The organism is Catonella massiliensis (genome assembly GCF_016651435.1).
Classification (GTDB): Bacteria; Bacillota; Clostridia; order Lachnospirales; family Lachnospiraceae; genus Catonella; species Catonella massiliensis.
The window spans coordinates 2839358-2855425 of sequence record NZ_JAEPRJ010000001.1 but is presented as its reverse complement, the minus strand read 5'-3'; the positions used below and the strand labels follow the sequence as shown (position 1 = coordinate 2855425).

Annotated in this window: 13 protein-coding genes, 9 tRNA genes and 3 rRNA genes; 5 read left to right on the top strand and 20 right to left on the bottom strand. The window is 42.0% G+C overall.

Annotated features, from left to right (window positions below; all coding sequences use genetic code 11):
• Positions 1-418 precede the first annotated feature (418 nt).
• The 7 genes from JJN12_RS12780 to JJN12_RS12750 form a co-directional block, all read right to left on the bottom strand.
• Complete coding sequence (locus JJN12_RS12780; RefSeq protein WP_208430039.1) at positions 419-1162, bottom strand: rolling circle replication-associated protein; 744 nt, start codon at positions 1160-1162, stop codon at positions 419-421.
• Positions 1163-1481: 319 nt separating this feature from the next.
• Positions 1482-1694 (bottom strand): hypothetical protein, encoded by a 213-nt coding sequence (locus JJN12_RS12775; RefSeq protein ID WP_208430038.1) that lies wholly within the window; start codon positions 1692-1694, stop codon positions 1482-1484.
• A 194-nt stretch (positions 1695-1888) separates the two neighbouring features.
• Positions 1889-2701, bottom strand: a complete 813-nt coding sequence (locus JJN12_RS12770; RefSeq protein ID WP_208430037.1) for a phage antirepressor — start codon at positions 2699-2701, stop codon at positions 1889-1891.
• Between the two features lie 21 nt (positions 2702-2722).
• Positions 2723-3673 (bottom strand): N-6 DNA methylase, encoded by a 951-nt coding sequence (locus JJN12_RS12765; RefSeq protein ID WP_208430036.1) that lies wholly within the window; start codon positions 3671-3673, stop codon positions 2723-2725.
• Positions 3673-3963: a hypothetical protein gene (locus tag JJN12_RS12760; RefSeq protein WP_208430035.1), complete on the bottom strand. Its 291-nt coding sequence runs from the start codon at positions 3961-3963 to the stop codon at positions 3673-3675. Before JJN12_RS12760 ends, JJN12_RS12765 begins: the two co-directional genes overlap by 1 nt.
• Positions 3947-4297: a hypothetical protein gene (locus JJN12_RS12755; protein ID WP_208430034.1), complete on the bottom strand. Its 351-nt coding sequence runs from the start codon at positions 4295-4297 to the stop codon at positions 3947-3949. The genes JJN12_RS12760 and JJN12_RS12755 overlap by 17 nt, the downstream gene beginning before the upstream one ends.
• Positions 4298-4400: 103 nt before the next feature.
• Positions 4401-4598 carry a helix-turn-helix domain-containing protein gene (locus tag JJN12_RS12750; protein WP_208430033.1) on the bottom strand — a complete coding sequence of 66 codons (198 nt, stop codon included), beginning with the start codon at positions 4596-4598 and terminating at the stop codon, positions 4401-4403.
• Between the two features lie 157 nt (positions 4599-4755).
• Here JJN12_RS12750 and JJN12_RS12745 point away from each other — a divergent pair, with 157 nt between their 5' ends.
• The 5 genes from JJN12_RS12745 (at position 4756) to JJN12_RS12725 (ending at position 8517) form a co-directional block, all read left to right on the top strand.
• Positions 4756-5385, top strand: coding sequence for a LexA family protein (locus tag JJN12_RS12745; RefSeq protein WP_208430032.1), 630 nt, complete (start codon positions 4756-4758; stop codon positions 5383-5385).
• Between the two features lie 9 nt (positions 5386-5394).
• Positions 5395-5934 carry a TM2 domain-containing protein gene (locus JJN12_RS12740; RefSeq protein WP_208430031.1) on the top strand — a complete coding sequence of 180 codons (540 nt, stop codon included), beginning with the start codon at positions 5395-5397 and terminating at the stop codon, positions 5932-5934.
• A gap of 545 nt (positions 5935-6479) precedes the next feature.
• Complete coding sequence (locus JJN12_RS12735) at positions 6480-6731, top strand: DUF4160 domain-containing protein (protein WP_208430030.1); 252 nt, start codon at positions 6480-6482, stop codon at positions 6729-6731.
• 28 nt (positions 6732-6759) lie between these two features.
• On the top strand, positions 6760-7182 hold the full coding sequence (locus JJN12_RS12730; protein WP_236013798.1) for a DUF2442 domain-containing protein: 423 nt from the start codon (positions 6760-6762) through the stop codon (positions 7180-7182).
• Between the two features lie 237 nt (positions 7183-7419).
• The gene (locus JJN12_RS12725) at positions 7420-8517 is read left to right on the top strand and encodes a tyrosine-type recombinase/integrase (protein ID WP_208430028.1); all 1098 of its coding nucleotides are present in this window, start codon (positions 7420-7422) and stop codon (positions 8515-8517) included.
• 143 nt (positions 8518-8660) lie between these two features.
• Here the strand turns inward: JJN12_RS12725 and JJN12_RS12720 are convergent.
• The 13 genes from JJN12_RS12720 to JJN12_RS12660 all read right to left on the bottom strand — a co-directional run bounded on the left by JJN12_RS12720 (position 8661) and on the right by JJN12_RS12660 (position 16033).
• Positions 8661-8733 (bottom strand) — tRNA-Lys (locus JJN12_RS12720).
• A 30-nt stretch (positions 8734-8763) separates the two neighbouring features.
• Positions 8764-8836, bottom strand: a tRNA-Phe gene (locus tag JJN12_RS12715).
• A gap of 6 nt (positions 8837-8842) precedes the next feature.
• Positions 8843-8916 (bottom strand) — tRNA-Met (locus JJN12_RS12710).
• 55 nt (positions 8917-8971) lie between these two features.
• Positions 8972-9053 (bottom strand) — tRNA-Tyr (locus JJN12_RS12705).
• A gap of 5 nt (positions 9054-9058) precedes the next feature.
• A tRNA-Thr gene (locus JJN12_RS12700) sits at positions 9059-9131 on the bottom strand.
• Positions 9132-9156: 25 nt separating this feature from the next.
• Positions 9157-9229: transfer RNA gene (locus JJN12_RS12695), tRNA-Val, on the bottom strand.
• A 24-nt stretch (positions 9230-9253) separates the two neighbouring features.
• Positions 9254-9327, bottom strand: a tRNA-Asp gene (locus tag JJN12_RS12690).
• Between the two features lie 49 nt (positions 9328-9376).
• Positions 9377-12272: ribosomal RNA gene (locus tag JJN12_RS12685) — 23S ribosomal RNA — on the bottom strand.
• A 314-nt stretch (positions 12273-12586) separates the two neighbouring features.
• Positions 12587-12659: transfer RNA gene (locus JJN12_RS12680), tRNA-Ala, on the bottom strand.
• A gap of 4 nt (positions 12660-12663) precedes the next feature.
• Positions 12664-12781 (bottom strand): 5S ribosomal RNA (gene rrf, locus JJN12_RS12675).
• A 59-nt stretch (positions 12782-12840) separates the two neighbouring features.
• Positions 12841-14374, bottom strand: a 16S ribosomal RNA gene (locus JJN12_RS12670).
• Together the 16S, 23S and 5S rRNA genes with 9 tRNA genes alongside form the textbook arrangement of a ribosomal RNA operon.
• Positions 14375-14651: 277 nt before the next feature.
• A tRNA-Ser gene (locus JJN12_RS12665) sits at positions 14652-14739 on the bottom strand.
• 703 nt (positions 14740-15442) lie between these two features.
• Positions 15443-16033, bottom strand: coding sequence for a DUF6707 family protein (locus tag JJN12_RS12660; RefSeq protein WP_208430027.1), 591 nt, complete (start codon positions 16031-16033; stop codon positions 15443-15445).
• Between the last annotated feature and the right edge of the window lie 35 nt (positions 16034-16068).

Sequence of the window (16068 nt, the reverse complement as noted above, 5' to 3'; positions counted from 1 at the left end):
CACATTTATTAAGGTTTTGAACTAATGTGTTCATTGTGGATAAGTCTGCAAACCCTATTAAACGCTGATCGAAACGGCTTTTTTGATAAATTGTAGAATGTGTCGCAAATCTTTGGTTCGTTTAGCGTTTATGCACCTTTCAGAAGTTTTTTAGTGCTTTTTCAACATGCCTACTTTCCGCAAACCCTATTAAATGCTAATCGGGGCAGACTTTTTGTATTTTTCTTTATTTCTTAAAATCTTTCTCCCGATTAAGGTTTATGCACCTTTCCGAGTTTTTGAACATTTTTGAACTGCCTAAAAATGCCCTCAAACCTTATTAAACTTTAATCGAGACAGACTTTTATATAAAATGTAGAATGACTTGCATATCTTTGATTCGTTTAGCATTTATGCGTCTTTCAGACTTTGAACAGTTTTATCCACTTTTGCCCTTTATCTCCGGGAGCTTAACCATCGTATACTTTTGGATAGGTGCACCCGTAAAAGGATTGATTCCGTTATAAACTGTATCTTTATCTATGTAATATCCCTTTTTAGGTTTAGGTATATCCAGCCAATTTATTGACTTGATGATGGTAGTCTTCTTTACCGGCTTGATTAAATTCCTGCTACAGGTATAATGCTGTTTAGCCCCTCCATCATTTGCCTTGTAAGTCTTGGATGTCTCTTTTATAAAATACGCTGCCAGCTCTCTATACTGGCCCGTATCATCTAAAGGGGTAAAGTGAGGGCTACCCCATTCCCAACAATCCCTGACTATCTTATTTATATTAGCCTCTATACCATTTATGATTAGGTGGTGGTGGATAGCTGTGTTTAAATACTCAGTCACGCAGATATATTTAAGCTCTTCCTTGTATTTTTTATACTCTCTTCTAAGGACTCTTAAAAACTTAGCCAATCTTTTTTTGGCTTCTTCCGGACTTGGCCTTAAATCTTTTCTGTAAGTAAGGACTAAGTGATAATCTCCATATCCGAAGTTAGCATTTATAAGCCTTGCTAATCTCGCCTCAGTATTAATCCTATTTATTTTTTTCATATCCTCAGGAGTAATCTTTTCCCTGCCCTCTCTAGGTCTATGATCATTTAAACTCCTGGTATGACTTTTTATAACTTCTATAGTTTTTCCTGCTTCTATTTCAGTTTTATAATATGGCATGACTTTATACCCCATTTCTTTAAATATAGTCGTAAAGTTAATAGTTTGAACAAGTGCTAAAAGCGTATAATTACGCGGTTTTTCAAACTTTTTTCTTTACTTTTTTGCCGAAACGTAGTATAATAATCATGCAGGATATTAAACTACGTTCCAACTTAGAGGCGGTCTTCCTATCCGCCTCTTTTTTTATGTCATGGTGGCAAGCATCTTTTTCTCAAAGGCTATTTGCTTTAAGCGGTACAACTCTAAGGCTTCAGTATCAAACATTATTTTGCTGTTAGCTCTAGTGGGGTCTGCCCTCCATGCTATCTGTGTACTCTTATCCACATATGCTCTTCGCAGAAAAGATTCTGAGATTCCCATTTTTACGAGTGCCTTCATTGACATGACTTTGGCAGGATAGTTCATGACTTTCTCCTTTCTTTGTATCCGTAAACTTTATTCCTCTTTTTTCGTGCCTTTCTTGGCAGTTGCACTTCTCGCCCGGATCTAAATTACCTCCACAGCCGGGGCATATCTTAAAATATGGCATGCCTGTCCTCCTTTCCCTTTAGTTGCCTTATCCTTCTAATTCCTCTTTCATCTCTTTGCTGACTTTAGCAAATGCCCACACCATCAATATTATTGGTAATGTGACAAATACGATTTTTACTCCCTCCAATACATATCCCATAGTTACCTCCTCTTGTAAGGGTGTAGATTGTGTCTACCCCCTTTTTCACATCCTTAATAGGTTAGTCTCTTAAGAAAATAGTTGATAAAGTATCTCTGTCCTATGCCAGTAACCTTTGTAGTCTTGGTTATCCTTATACTTCCATCTGGATTATTTATTGTGGTTTCTTTGACTTCAAAAAGCTTCATCTCCATAGCCTTTTGTGTCGGCATGTTCCTGCTTGTCCCTGACTTCATTAAAAAGCCTTTGCTTCTTAAGATTTCAAAAAGTCTTTGCTGTCCTGTATTGTAGCCATTCTGCTTAAGTATCTTAGCAAGGTCACCTATAAGTATGGAGGTGTTGCTTGAGCTTACTGCATCGGCAAATATAACCTTTGGTTTATCCTCTTCAACCTTTGCTTCAAGTTTCTTTCTTGCTTCCTTTTCTTCTTTCAGCTTCGTTAGAAGTTTTATACCGAAGTCCGGATTTGCAAGAGCTTCTTCAAGTGTGCTATCCGTCATATATGCCCCATGCTTTCTTATAGTTGGAAGCACTTCCCCTGTAACCCACTTTTTGAACTTCTTGGCACCTTCTAAAGTACTTCCAAATATTGCTTGATATAAACCACTCTCATTTACTAAAAGCATTCTCCTAATATTTTTGTTGGGTTCTAAGCTCATTCCATTTTGGACGAACCCAGTAAACAAGCGATTTTGAGGGTCTATCTCTTTGTATTCCGTCTCATCTAAAAGTTTTCTCATGTTTGCGGTTTCAGCATACCCTAATATCTCAGCAACATCTTTACCGACAAACCAAGGCTCATTATCAACCTCAATAACTCTTACATTCCCAAATTCTGAATTACTAAATGTTTTTAGCTCTGTCATCCGCTCTCCTTTCTAACAGCATTAACCAGTTTTCACTATTTCCAACGCAAATTTTTTAATGACATTTACAGCATCATCGCAAAGCTTAAAAAAATCATTCTTTGCTTCTTTTCGCCCTAGTACATCGGACTGTAATTCTGCATCAATGCGGTAGAACTCAAGTGAGTCCTTTAGGTTCTTTAAAAACAGATGCTTACATTCATTTGAATTTATAACTGGATCAATACATTCTTTTTGGATATCTTCAAAAATGTAGTTAGACACCGCAAGGTTGAAATCATTTCCTTTTATCTCATCCAGTGAAGCCCTTATTGATTTGTTAAGCTGTAGGTCTTCAAACTCAACAAATCCATCAGTTGGAGCCTTTGACAAAATAAGCAATGATGTTGCTATGTTAGTATCTTTGAAATAACCGCCCGGTATCTGTATAACCTTTTTTACATAGCCTCTTGCTACCAACTCCGCCCTTATCTTCCCTTCTCTTGCACCTCTGTATAGAATGCCCGGAAAACTTAAACACACACATATACCATCATCTGCAAGCAGATACATCATGTGCATTATGAAGGCAAAATCTGCCTTGGATGGTGGGGGTACCGTACACCAGTCTTTGAATCTTATGTCATCTTCTGCTGGCTCCCACTTAACGGAAAATGGATAATTGGCAACTATTAGGTCAAACCTTATATCCATAAATGCCGGAGTTGTAAGGGTGTTGCCTAATGCCCCCGTAAAGTTCCTTAAGCTTTTCTTTGCCTCGTTTAAGTAGCTTTCTTCTAATTCCTGCCCATACTTTGGAATGTCGTCATCAAATGCACTAAGCAGGCTGCCAACTCCACAGGTAGGATCATATACATTCTTGGGGTTCTTCTTCCCATAGTTTTTCATAATTTCCGCAAGCCTGCTGTCTGTATGGAATACACCATTTTCTTTTAGTTTTTTCCTATACGCTTCAGCACTAAAATCTTCCATTAACTTCCTCCGTGTCTTGTCTTCTTTGTCTTTACATGCTCTCTGTGTTGTTTCGCAGTATCTAAGTCCGTCTCATGTGGAAAGCGAAAAATAGTATCATTTGCAGTAATCGCACTATATAATGCTTCTAACGCAAATTTGGTATTTTCAAGTTTTTCATATCCTGCAAGGTGACACCCTCCTCCATTTGGAAATGTGGCACTAATTGCCTTTGTTCTCTCTTTAATATAAATGGTTTCGACTTTGTCCATATTGATTAAAGACAAGCCATCTTTAGACATTATGTACATCTTCTATCTCCTTCCTATTTCTTTCTATTGCTCCGTTTATTGCCTCGCTCAACCCTTCGCTAATATCTACAAGTTTTTCAGTAATCTTTCCTGCCAAGTCCGTAATGCTGACTAATTGAGGTTCTATAATTTTGTTCCTGTATCTAATCTCTGCCATAATAGCCTCATCAAAAGCCTTTCCCAATGTTTTATAACTTTCAAATAGTTCATCTTCATTGGGATAAAGGTTTTTTAATTCAAGCAGCATTTCCCTGTTATGCTTTAACAAGATGTACATCCTTTCATTGCTGAGTGCTTCCATAGTCTCTCTTTTTCTCTGTTCTTTATCTTCCATCTCTCCTCCTAACTTCTATACCTTTTAACTGCTGCCTTGGTTTCTTTGTATGTTTTAATATCTATCGCCTCCTTTTATCTGGTATTCGTTGCGTATTTGGGATTTATGCGACAAAAAAATATTCGCTAGGATTATTTATATCTAGAGCCTTGCACACAACAATAACCTCATTGACTGTAAACTCACGCTTTTTATTTAACTTAGCGTTTAGCGTGGATACGCTTACATTTAGTCTCTTAGCCATTTCACCTTGTGTTACTTTCTTTTCTACCATTCTTCCTTTTAGCTTATCGTATGCCATTTTCCTCACATCCTTTCGTTGCGTATTTGGGATAGTTTAATAATACCACTCCGCTTTTTTCTTGTCAACCCATTTTTGCAACTATTTTTTTATTTTTCAAAAATAAATGTTGCATATTTGATATATTAGTTATATAATCTAGTCAAGGAGGTTAGTTATGGAAGAGGTCAATAATATAGTAAAAAGAATTAAAAAGCGTCGTCTTGAGCTGGAATATTCGTTTCAAGATTTGGCAGATAAAACTAATATGAGTAAATCTACATTGCAAAGATACGAAACTGGCGCGATTAAAAATCTGCCACTAGATAAATTAGAGGTATTAGCTTCTGCACTGCAAACTACTCCGTCTTATCTTATGGGCTGGGATGAAGTCAAAGAAGAGCCTAAGAAAAAAGGAGTTAAAATCCCTGTCCTTGGCAGAGTTGCCGCAGGGGTTCCAATTGAAATGATTGAGGATATCCTTGATTATGAAGAGATTACTGAGGATATGGCTAAGCATGGCGAATACTTTGCTCTTAAGATACAAGGCGACAGCATGACGCCTAGAATCTGCAATAATGATGTAGTCATAGTTCGCCAGCAAGATGATGCTGAGAATGGCGATATTGTTATAGCTGCAATTAATGGTGATGATGCTGTATGTAAAAGGTTGCAGAAGTATAATGATGGCATAGCTCTTATATCGCTCAATCCACTATACGATCCTATATATCTTAAAAAAGATGAAATAGACGGAAAGCCTGTTAGGATAATAGGGAAAGTGGTAGAGCTTAGAGGGAAATTTTAAGGAGGGGATATGGATATAACTGGTGTTTTATTTGCTGTTTTTTTAGGGCCATTGGGCGCTTATAGATTTTATCGAAAACAATATTTTTTAGGAGTAATTTATCTTTTTACAGCCGGACTTTTAGGAATTGGATGGATTATTGACATCATAGCAGCAATCAAATATAACCCTAACGAGGCTGTAAGCTCTGCTCAAACTTTTGAAATGGAAGGATATACTGAAGTAGTGAGAATGCATACTAGAGTTGTAGGCTCATCATATCCTTGTATAAGACTTGCTGATTGCTCCCGCCAAGATATTTTACATGGTCTTTCGATGCCTTTTAGAAAAGACCGTATAAATATTGAATATACAGAATATGACGGAGAGCCTGCCTATTTAGTAGTTAGAGATGATGGAGTAGACATCGGATATCTAAAAAAAGAACTATCAGCAAAATTGGCAAAGAAGTATCCCGGCTGTCCACTCAAGGTAACTAAATGGGTTGTAACTGGTGGCGATGGCCGTTACTATGGCTGTAATATTGAATTTGTAGTTTTATCTAAATAAAAAGTGGGCTGTCACCTACCTGAGTAAGGACAACCCGAATTAACAAAGCATGTATAGTATAGCACAATATATTAAGCTGTACAAGAACTAAAATAGATAAAGCTATAGAGGCATATCATAACAGCAACATTGATGTACAGGAACATTTTGCCATTGTTGGCAAAACGATGCCTTTGCTTCAATACGTGAGGCTCTTAATCTTATAATTTTGTTGACGTCAACAAAATAGTACATCTTGGTGTTGCCGACAGAAAAATACAAGATATTGTGTTATCACGCTATGCCTGTTATCTCATAGTTATGAATGGAGACCCGCGAATTGACATAAGCTTATAAATAATTTATAATCACAACATACCGAGTGAGTGGACGCAGATTAAGTTCTTGTCCAGCAAAGAGTCTTGTTGTGATTTTACAGCAAGGCTCTTTTGCTTTTGTTTAGGATAAATTTATGCTTTACGATAAACCCTTTAAGAATTCTGAATTTTCTATTGACTTAGTCGTACGACTGCGTTATAATATTCTTATAGAAAGGAGTTGATACTATGCCTGAAGTTACAAGATTTTATGGAATTGTCATTAAAATATTTTTTCTAAGAGAACACAATCCACCACATTTCCACGCTGTATATGGTGAACATAATGGTATTTTTGAAATTGAAACTCTAAAAATGCTTGAAGGTGACCTTCCTAAAAAAGCTCAATCACTAATAGTTGAATGGGCAGGCAATTACAAAGCTGAACTAATGGAAATGTGGAATAAAAAACAATTACAAAAGCTACCGCCCCTTGAATAAAGGGGGTAGCCTTTACTGGAGGATGCTCATGAATATAAAAGTAAAAGAAGTTAAACCTCTTGATAATTTGAAGCTGGATGTACTTTTTACAAATGGCATACGAAAAATATATGATGTTAAAAAAGCTATGTCCCACTATGAGCCGTTCAAAGAACTGGAAGATAATCCTTATCTCTTCAAACAGGCAAAGGTTGACTGTGGAGGATGTGCAGTATGTTGGAACGATGAGGTAGATGTTACCGAATACGAATTATGGGAAATGGGGGAAACGGTTCAGACTGCTGAAAAAATAAGTAATATCCATTTCAATCGCAATGGACAAGGACGGATGGGCACTAAAATCACTCTCCCTCTTTCTTGGATTGAAACAATGGGATTTAACGAAAACAACAAAGAAGCCTGCCTTTTCTTTGATGGGGATTCCATATCAATAAAGTCTAAAAATGCCTAAAAAGTGGTTGTAAACCATTAGTTGACAACCATTCAACTGTAAACCATCATTTGACAGTTCAATAAGAAGGATTGAGCATAATTATTTTATATTACTACTCAAAAACAAAGAGCCGCCAGTGCTGGAACACTGAGCGACTCAAAGGCTTATAGTATCACGCAAATATATTATACCATAAGCCTTTTAATTTGTGTAGGCTTATTTTTTATGCTCTTTTTTAAAGAAAGTAGGTATAATATGGCAAAAGCTAAATATGTTAGACAAGCTAACGGATATTTTCAGACTTCAATTTGGGATGGTACATATGTAAATGGCAAAAAGCGCCGTATTATTTTGAGGTCTAAAATAAGCAGTGCAGCACTTGAAAAACTGGTCGTAGAGCATAACAACAAACTTAGGGAACGTGAATATATACAAACTTCCAACCTCACTTTTTTAGACTACGCAAATCAATGGTTAGAACTTTACAAATCAAGAACTGCTATAAATACTATTGCAATGTATAAAAACATCATAAATAAGCACCTTGCCTGCATTGGATGTAATATATCAGAAGTTAACCGGCGACATTACTTTTTTATGATTAACAACATCGATGGCGACCGGACAAGACAGCAGGCCGCCATGACATTTAAGCAGATTATTAAAAGTGCTGTCAGGGATAGGCTTCTTCCTGCATCCTTGATATCTAATATATTTGACGACACCTCTGCGAAAGTAAAGTATACTGCACCAAAGAAAAGAGCTCTTACCGAGGCAGAAAAGACCGCTGTATTTACTGCGGATTTCAAGCCACATGATAAAGCCTTTATATATATCCTATATGGCTGTGGCCTTAGACGAGCAGAGGCTTTAGCCCTTACCAAGTCAGATATAAACCTTGAAACGCACGAGCTAACGGTAAATAAGGCATTGGCTTTTACTGATACAGAAACCTTCGTTAAGGCACCTAAGACAGTGCATGGACACCGTACAGTTCCAATACCCGATAAGATATATGACTTTATAGCTGAATACATTGCCTCTATAGATACGGATATACTTTTCCCATCCGGGCGCAAGTCATATATTACCAAGTCGATGTATACGAGGAAGTGGGCAAGGATTGTTAAGGCTATGCAGAAAGCAAGCAAAGAACCAATTGACGGGCTTACAGCTCATATATTCAGACATAACTACTGCGCAAGCCTCTGTTATATGATTCCTGAGATATCTATCCCTAAGATAGCAAGGCTCTTAGGCGACACTGATAAGATGGTAATAGAGGTTTATAATCATGTTATTGAGGAGAGGGAACAGACACAAGATATAGTGGGTAAGGCATTAGATTTTTAATCTTCTCATGATACGAAAATGATACTTTGATACGAAAATGATACTTTTATTTTCGCCAAAATCATCAAAATCAGGGCAGAAAGCAAAAATAACAAAAAGGCTCAAACCCTTGAAACTACCGAGTTTAAGCCTTTTTTATCTTCTGAGACATGGGGGAATCGAACCCCCGACACCTTGATTAAAAGTCAAGTGCTCTACCGGCTGAGCTAATGTCCCATATTAAATTAACGTCTTTACAAGACAAAATGCCCAGAGCCGGAATCGAACCAGCGACACAGGGATTTTCAGTCCCTTGCTCTACCGACTGAGCTATCTGGGCAAAAAATTGCGGGGACAGGATTTGAACCTATGACCTTCGGGTTATGAGCCCGACGAGCTTCCAGACTGCTCCACCCCGCGATATTAAGTTTAGAAAATATCTTGGAATATTGCACTGTCCTACTATTTTCTAAAGTGGGTGGAGAAGGATTCGAACCTTCGAAAGCTATGCTAACAGAGTTACAGTCTGCTCCCTTTGGCCACTCGGGAATCCACCCAAAAAAGCCGATGATCGGACTCGAACCGATAACCTGCTGATTACAAATCAGCTGCTCTGCCAATTGAGCCACATCGGCATATCTAATATGTGATTAAAGTAAATGGGGCCTACAGGGCTCGAACCTGTGACCCTCTGCTTGTAAGGCAGATGCTCTCCCAGCTGAGCTAAGACCCCATAAATAATATCCGAAGATATTAACGACCCAAGCGGGACTCGAACCCGCGACCTCTGCCGTGACAGGGCAGCGCTCTAACCAACTGAGCCATTGGGCCAACTAATATACCTTGAAAACTGCAACCGAATCAACATCTTTCCTTTTCTTTGGTCAAGCCTTCGACCTATTAGTATCAGAAGGCACACGGATTACTCCGCTTACACCACTGACCTATCAACCTCATACTCTCTAAGGGGTCTTATTAGCCTACGCTATGGGATATCTTATCTTGGAGGGGGCTTCACGCTTAGATGCCTTCAGCGTTTATCCCTGCCAAACTTGGCTTCCCAGCCGTGCAGCTGGCACTGCAACTGGTCTACCAGCGGTTCGTCCATCCCGGTCCTCTCGTACTAAGGACGGCTCTCCTCAAATATCCTGCGCCTGCGCCAGATAGGGACCGAACTGTCTCACGACGTTCTGAACCCAGCTCGCGTACCGCTTTAATGGGCGAACAGCCCAACCCTTGGGACCTACTACAGCCCCAGGATGCGATGAGCCGACATCGAGGTGCCAAACCACTCCGTCGATGTGAACTCTTGGGAGTGATAAGCCTGTTATCCCCAGGGTAGCTTTTATCCGTTGAGCGATGGCATTCCCACTTACATACCACCGGATCACTAAGTCCTACTTTCGTACCTGCTCCACCCGTCGGTGTCGCAGTCAAGCTCCCTTCTGCCTTTACACTCTGCGAATGGTTTCCAACCATTCTGAGGGAACCTTTGAGCGCCTCCGATACACTTTCGGAGGCGACCGCCCCAGTCAAACTCCCCTCCTGGCATTGTCCCCTGCCCGGATAACGGGCAAAGGTTAGAAACCAGATACACGAAGGGTGGTATCCCAACATTGACTCCGCAGAAACTGGCGTCCCTGCTTCTTAGTCTCCCACCTATCCTGTACATCATATATCTAATCCCAGTACCAAGATGGAGTAAAGCTCCATGGGGTCTTTCCGTCTTGGCGCAGGTAACCAGCATCTTCACTGGTACTTCAATTTCACCGGGTGCATTGTTGAGACAGCGCTCAAATCATTACGCCTTTCGTGCGGGTCGGAACTTACCCGACAAGGAATTTCGCTACCTTAGGACCGTTATAGTTACGGCCGCCGTTTACTGGGGCTTAAGTTCGTACCTTCGGATTACTCCTAAGCACTCCCCGTAACCTTCCAGCACCGGGCAGGCGTCAGCCCATATACATCACCTTACGGTTTCGCATAGACCTGTGTTTTTGCTAAACAGTTGCTTGAGCCTATTCTCTGCGGCCTGTATCTCTACAGGCACCCCTTATCGCGAACTTACGGGGCCATTTTGCCGAGTTCCTTAACAATGCTTCTCCCGCCGGCCTTGGGATACTCTCCCCATCCACCTGTGTCGGTTTACGGTACGGGCTCTGACTACACAATAGCGGCTTTTCTCGACGGCTCTCCCAGGAGCTTCCCTACTTATATTTCGGTCCGCATCACACAGTCCACTTACCCGGACGGATTTGCCTGCCCGGCATAAACCATGCTTGCACCTGAATCCTTTACAGGCACTCCCTGAATCTCCGTGTCCCCACATTTCTGATAGCCAGAGGTACTGGAATATCAACCAGTTGTCCATCGCCTACGCTTCTCAGCCTGAGCTTAGGTCCCGACTTCCCCAGGGAAGATCAGCTTTACCCTGGAAACCTTGGATATACGGCCTGAAGGATTCTCACCTTCATCTCGCTACTCATTCCGGCATTCTCTCTTGATAACTCTCCACGGCTCCTTACGGTACCGCTTCTTCGTGTTATCAATGCTCCCCTACCAACATACCTTACGGTATATTCCATTGCTTCGGTGTTATGTTTCAGCCCCGGACATTTTCGGCGCAGGACCTCTCGACTAGTGAGCTATTACGCACTCTTTGAATGAATGGCTGCTTCTGAGCCAACATCCTAGTTGTCTTCGAAACCCCACATCCTTTACCACTTAACATACACTTTGGGACCTTAGCAGATGGTCTGGGCTGTTTCCCTTTTGACTGTCCGACTTATCTCATACAGTCTGACTCCCGGTAAACATCTATATGGCATTCGGAGTTTGATACGCATTGGTAGACTTTGACGCCCCCGCAGCGATTCAGTGCTCTACCTCCATTAGACTATACCGAGGCTAGCCCTAAAGCTATTTCGGGGAGAACCAGCTATCTCCGAGTTCGATTGGAATTTCTCCGCTACCCACAGCTCATCACCGCCTTTTTCAACAGACGTGTGTTCGGACCTCCATCCACTTTTACGCAGACTTCATCCTGGCCATGGGTAGGTCACCCGGTTTCGGGTCTGCCGTTACTGACTTACCGCCCTATTAAGACTTGGTTTCCCTTCGGCTCCGTACCTTAAGTACTTAACCTGCCAGCAACGGCAACTCGCCGGACCGTTCTACAAAAAGTACACGGTCGAGCGTTAGTCGCTCTTCCGCAGCTTGTAGACACAGGGTTTCAGGTTCTCTTTCACTCCCCTCCCGGGGTTCTTTTCACCTTTCCCTCACGGTACTATACTCTATCGGTCACCAGGTAGTATTTCGCCTTGGGGGGTGGTCCCCCCTGCTTCCTACGGGGTTTCTCGTGTCCCGTAGTACTCCGGATACCACTGAATCACAGTCTGTTTCGCATACGAGGCTTTCACTCTCTATGGCCGGCTTTCCCAAAACCGTTCTGCTACCTACTGCTTCTTCGTACGTGGTCCTCAACCCCAAGGATAAATCCTTGGTTTGGGCTTCGTCCCCTTTCGCTCGCCACTACTTAGGGATTCGATGTTTCTTCCTCTTCCTCCGGCTACTTAGATGTTTCAGTTCGCCGGGTTCCCTCCGTATGACTATGGATTCATCATACGGTGACAGAAGTTCTTTCTGCCGGGTTTCCCCATTCGGATACCTGCGGATCAATGGATATTTGCTCCTCCCCGCAGCTTTTCGCAGCTTATCACGTCCTTCTTCGGCTCCTGGTGCCAAGGCATCCGCCCTGCGCCCTTTGTAACTTGACCTTAGTTGAGATTATTCGTTTCGCATTTCTGCGAGTGACCCATCTCAACGGTATTTTAGATAACTCATTATGGTTCTCTTAATGATTCTATAACAGCTAGCGTACTGTTATAAAATCTTTTTAATAAATACATTGTTTTATTGAATTCTAAATCACACTTGTTTTTCAACTTGTGCTAATCAGAAATTCAATTTCTCGATGTTGTTTCATATCTAGCTGTATATCCCTTAATGAATAAATCATCAAAAGCTATACTTGCATAAATATTTGTTCGGTATGCAGTTTTCAAGGTACATTTCAGGATGTTATCCTGAGTGGAGATAAAGGGATTCGAACCCTTGACCCCCTGCTTGCAAGGCAGGTGCTCTCCCAACTGAGCTATACCCCCATAAATCTAGCAGCCACCTACTCTCCCACACCGTCTCCAGTGCAGTACCATCGGCCGCCTAGGCCTTAACCTTCGTGTTCGGGATGAGAACGGGTGTGACCCCTAGACGCATCGCCACTAGAAATATAAAGTTATCATTGATAACTAGACAGTAAGACAATCTTTACTTCTTCTTCCTTAGAAAGGAGGTGATCCAGCCGCACCTTCCGATACGGCTACCTTGTTACGACTTCACCCCAGTCACCAGACCTGCCTTCGGCAGCTCCTCCCTTGCGGTTAGGCCACTGACTTCGGGCATTTCCGACTCCCATGGTGTGACGGGCGGTGTGTACAAGACCCGGGAACGTATTCACCGCGACATTCTGATTCGCGATTACTAGCGATTCCAGCTTCATGTAGTCGAGTTGCAGACTACAATCCGAACTGAGGCAGCCTTTCTGAGATTCGCTCCGGCTCACGCCTTCGCTTCCCTCTGTAACTGCCATTGTAGCACGTGTGTAGCCCCGGTCATAAGGGGCATGATGATTTGACGTCATCCCCGCCTTCCTCCGAGTTATCCTCGGCAGTCTTTCTAGAGTGCCCGGCCTAACCGCTGGCTACTAAAAATAGGGGTTGCGCTCGTTGCGGGACTTAACCCAACATCTCACGACACGAGCTGACGACAACCATGCACCACCTGTCTCTCCTGTCCCGAAGGACTACAGGCATTACCCCGTATTCAGGAGGATCTCAAGACCGGGTAAGGTTCTTCGCGTTGCGTCGAATTAAACCACATGCTCCACCGCTTGTGCGGGTCCCCGTCAATTCCTTTGAGTTTCATTCTTGCGAACGTACTCCCCAGGTGGAATACTTAATGCGTTTGCGACGGCACCGAAAGGCTTATGCCTCCCAGCACCTAGTATTCATCGTTTACAGCGTGGACTACCAGGGTATCTAATCCTGTTTGCTACCCACGCTTTCGAGCCTCAGCGTCAGTTTTGGTCCAGCAGGCCGCCTTCGCCACCGGTGTTCTTCCTAATATCTAAGCATTTCACCGCTACACTAGGAATTCCGCCTGCCTCTCCCATACTCAAGTTTAACAGTTTTGGGAGCAGTCAGGGGGTTGAGCCCCCTGCTTCCACTCTCAACTTGCCAAACCGCCTGCGCTCCCTTTACACCCAGTAAATCCGGATAACGCTTGCCCCCTACGTATTACCGCGGCTGCTGGCACGTAGTTAGCCGGGGCTTCTTAGTCAGGTACCGTCATCATCTTCCCTGCTGATAGAGCTTTACATACCGAAATACTTCTTCACTCACGCGGCGTCGCTGCATCAGAGTTTCCTCCATTGTGCAATATCCCCCACTGCTGCCTCCCGTAGGAGTTTGGGCCGTGTCTCAGTCCCAATGTGGCCGTCCGACCTCTCAGTCCGGCTACCGATCGTTGCTTTGGTAGGCTTTTACCCTGCCAACTGGCTAATCGGACGCGGGCCCATCCTATACCTGATTGCTCATTTCCCGACAAAACCATGCGGTCTCGCCGACTTATGCGGTCTTACCAGCCGTTTCCAGCTGCTATCCCCCTGTATAGGGCAGGTTGCCCACGCGTTACTCACCCGTCCGCCACTAAGAATTACAGTCTTCCATCCGAAAACTTCCGTCCGTAATCTCCGTTCGACTTGCATGTGTTAGGCACGCCGCCAGCGTTCATCCTGAGCCAGGATCAAACTCTCATAAAAAGTGTTTGCCTTCGTCAGAACAAGCTGACATTTATCATCTCTTGCTTATTCCGTTATTGACCGGCTAAAGTCAATAATTTTTACTGTTTTTTAAAAGGTGTACAAGTATTACTACTTATACGCGTTCGTTTGAATTTTCAAGATTGTCTCACTATTTAGTTATCAAGGTTCTGATTGCTTATTTGCTTTTCGCAATTCAGCTTTGTTATTCTATCACATCGTCTGGCTCCTGTCAACACCTTTTTTAATTATTTTTAATTTAATTTGAAAAAAGGAACGGAGAAAGAGGGATTCGAACCCTCGCGCCGCTTGCGCGACCTACACCCTTAGCAGGGGCGCCTCTTCGGCCTCTTGAGTATTTCTCCAAAAACCGAACAATGCGATATAACTATAAAGTTTTATACACTCGCTAAGCGAATGCATATATAAGTGTATCAAAAGAGAAAGTTAATGTCAACAGCTTTTTTAAAATTTTATTAATTGTTTGCTCATTTAATACAATTTGTGGTCATGGTTTTATTTCTACCTATATATAGTGTTATATTTTAATATTCTCTTCTAAATTCTAATTTGTAGGGCTGATGTGTTTGTTTGTTGACTAAGTTACGCCTCCACTAATAAATGTCCAGACTCGCTCCGGTTTTTCTGTAAGATGCTGCTTAAGAATAGTTCCGTTGACGAAAAACCTAATGCGCTCGCTTAGGCATTATTAGTTCCGGCTGTTTAATTGATGAATGATAACAAACAAATGCATCAGCCACATGGGGGCCGGTGGGGGGGGCTGTCTTTAATTTGGCATTCGAGTTATTATTTGTATAGATTTACGGTGCCAGCTACGAATGATAAATTCTAAGCGAGCGCATTAGGCGTAGCGAAGCGGATGCCGGAGCGAGTCTGAAATGTTATCATTCGGAGCGTCACTGTGTGGTAAGGTAACAGATGACAGCAAAAACTGATAATGCCTAAGCGAGCGCGTTAGGCGGAGCGAAGCGGATGCCGGAGCGAGTCTGGACATTTATCAGTTTTTGCGTCTACTTTGCAACTTATTTTAGCCCTACAAATTAGAATTTACTGTAGAGAGATAACGTATTCCCTTATCTTTGCTTCAAGCTCATCCCTGTTATTAACTAACTCCGGACAAAAACCTGTTATCCCATATCCAATCATGTTGTAAAGTGCAGTTAGACGCGTAGCATTGGCTGATTTCTTATTGCCTTCTGCCTCAGCTTCTTCTATTTCCTTTATGTCACAAACATCTTCAAAAGTTTTTCTTGCAAATATCTTCTGCATAAAAGCCCAGGCTTTCTCTTTTGTATCTGAAGCATTTTTTGGCGTTGACCACACTTTCTTCATCAGTGATACCCTGTATTCCTTATCTTCGGTTCTCCCATCTTCATTATATATATATGCCTCAAGCCCCCATATAAGTAGAATAAAATCCCATACTCTATAGTTTACTTTGTTTGGAATATTTATATTAGTAAATTCACAAACCTTTAAGGCATCTTCCTTAGCTCCCATAACATAAAGCCTATAAGCAAGTTCACATAAATAAGCTGCGTCCACGCCACTTCCAAATGAGCACTTCTTATTTAGCTTCTTACAAAGACTTATTATCTTCTTGTCACTATATCTCTCCATAATTTCTTCAAATAACATATAACCTCATTTCTATTAAAAATGCTAAGTCTGAG

Bases quoted from the DNA above. Each gene is read 5' to 3' on its own strand.
- JJN12_RS12735 (WP_208430030.1), top strand. From the start codon at position 6,480: ATGCCTGAAGTTACAAGATTTTATGGAATTGTCATTAAAATATTTTTT.
- JJN12_RS12730 (WP_236013798.1), top strand. From the start codon at position 6,760: ATGAATATAAAAGTAAAAGAAGTTAAACCTCTTGATAATTTGAAGCTG.
- JJN12_RS12745 (WP_208430032.1), top strand. From the start codon at position 4,756: ATGGAAGAGGTCAATAATATAGTAAAAAGAATTAAAAAGCGTCGTCTT.
- JJN12_RS12760 (WP_208430035.1), bottom strand. From the start codon at position 3,963: ATGTACATAATGTCTAAAGATGGCTTGTCTTTAATCAATATGGACAAA.
- JJN12_RS12780 (WP_208430039.1), bottom strand. From the start codon at position 1,162: ATGCCATATTATAAAACTGAAATAGAAGCAGGAAAAACTATAGAAGTT.
- JJN12_RS12775 (WP_208430038.1), bottom strand. From the start codon at position 1,694: ATGCCATATTTTAAGATATGCCCCGGCTGTGGAGGTAATTTAGATCCG.
- JJN12_RS12770 (WP_208430037.1), bottom strand. From the start codon at position 2,701: ATGACAGAGCTAAAAACATTTAGTAATTCAGAATTTGGGAATGTAAGA.
- JJN12_RS12765 (WP_208430036.1), bottom strand. From the start codon at position 3,673: ATGGAAGATTTTAGTGCTGAAGCGTATAGGAAAAAACTAAAAGAAAAT.
- JJN12_RS12755 (WP_208430034.1), bottom strand. From the start codon at position 4,297: ATGGAAGATAAAGAACAGAGAAAAAGAGAGACTATGGAAGCACTCAGC.
- JJN12_RS12660 (WP_208430027.1), bottom strand. From the start codon at position 16,033: ATGTTATTTGAAGAAATTATGGAGAGATATAGTGACAAGAAGATAATA.
- JJN12_RS12750 (WP_208430033.1), bottom strand. From the start codon at position 4,598: ATGGCATACGATAAGCTAAAAGGAAGAATGGTAGAAAAGAAAGTAACA.
- JJN12_RS12740 (WP_208430031.1), top strand. From the start codon at position 5,395: ATGGATATAACTGGTGTTTTATTTGCTGTTTTTTTAGGGCCATTGGGC.
- JJN12_RS12725 (WP_208430028.1), top strand. From the start codon at position 7,420: ATGGCAAAAGCTAAATATGTTAGACAAGCTAACGGATATTTTCAGACT.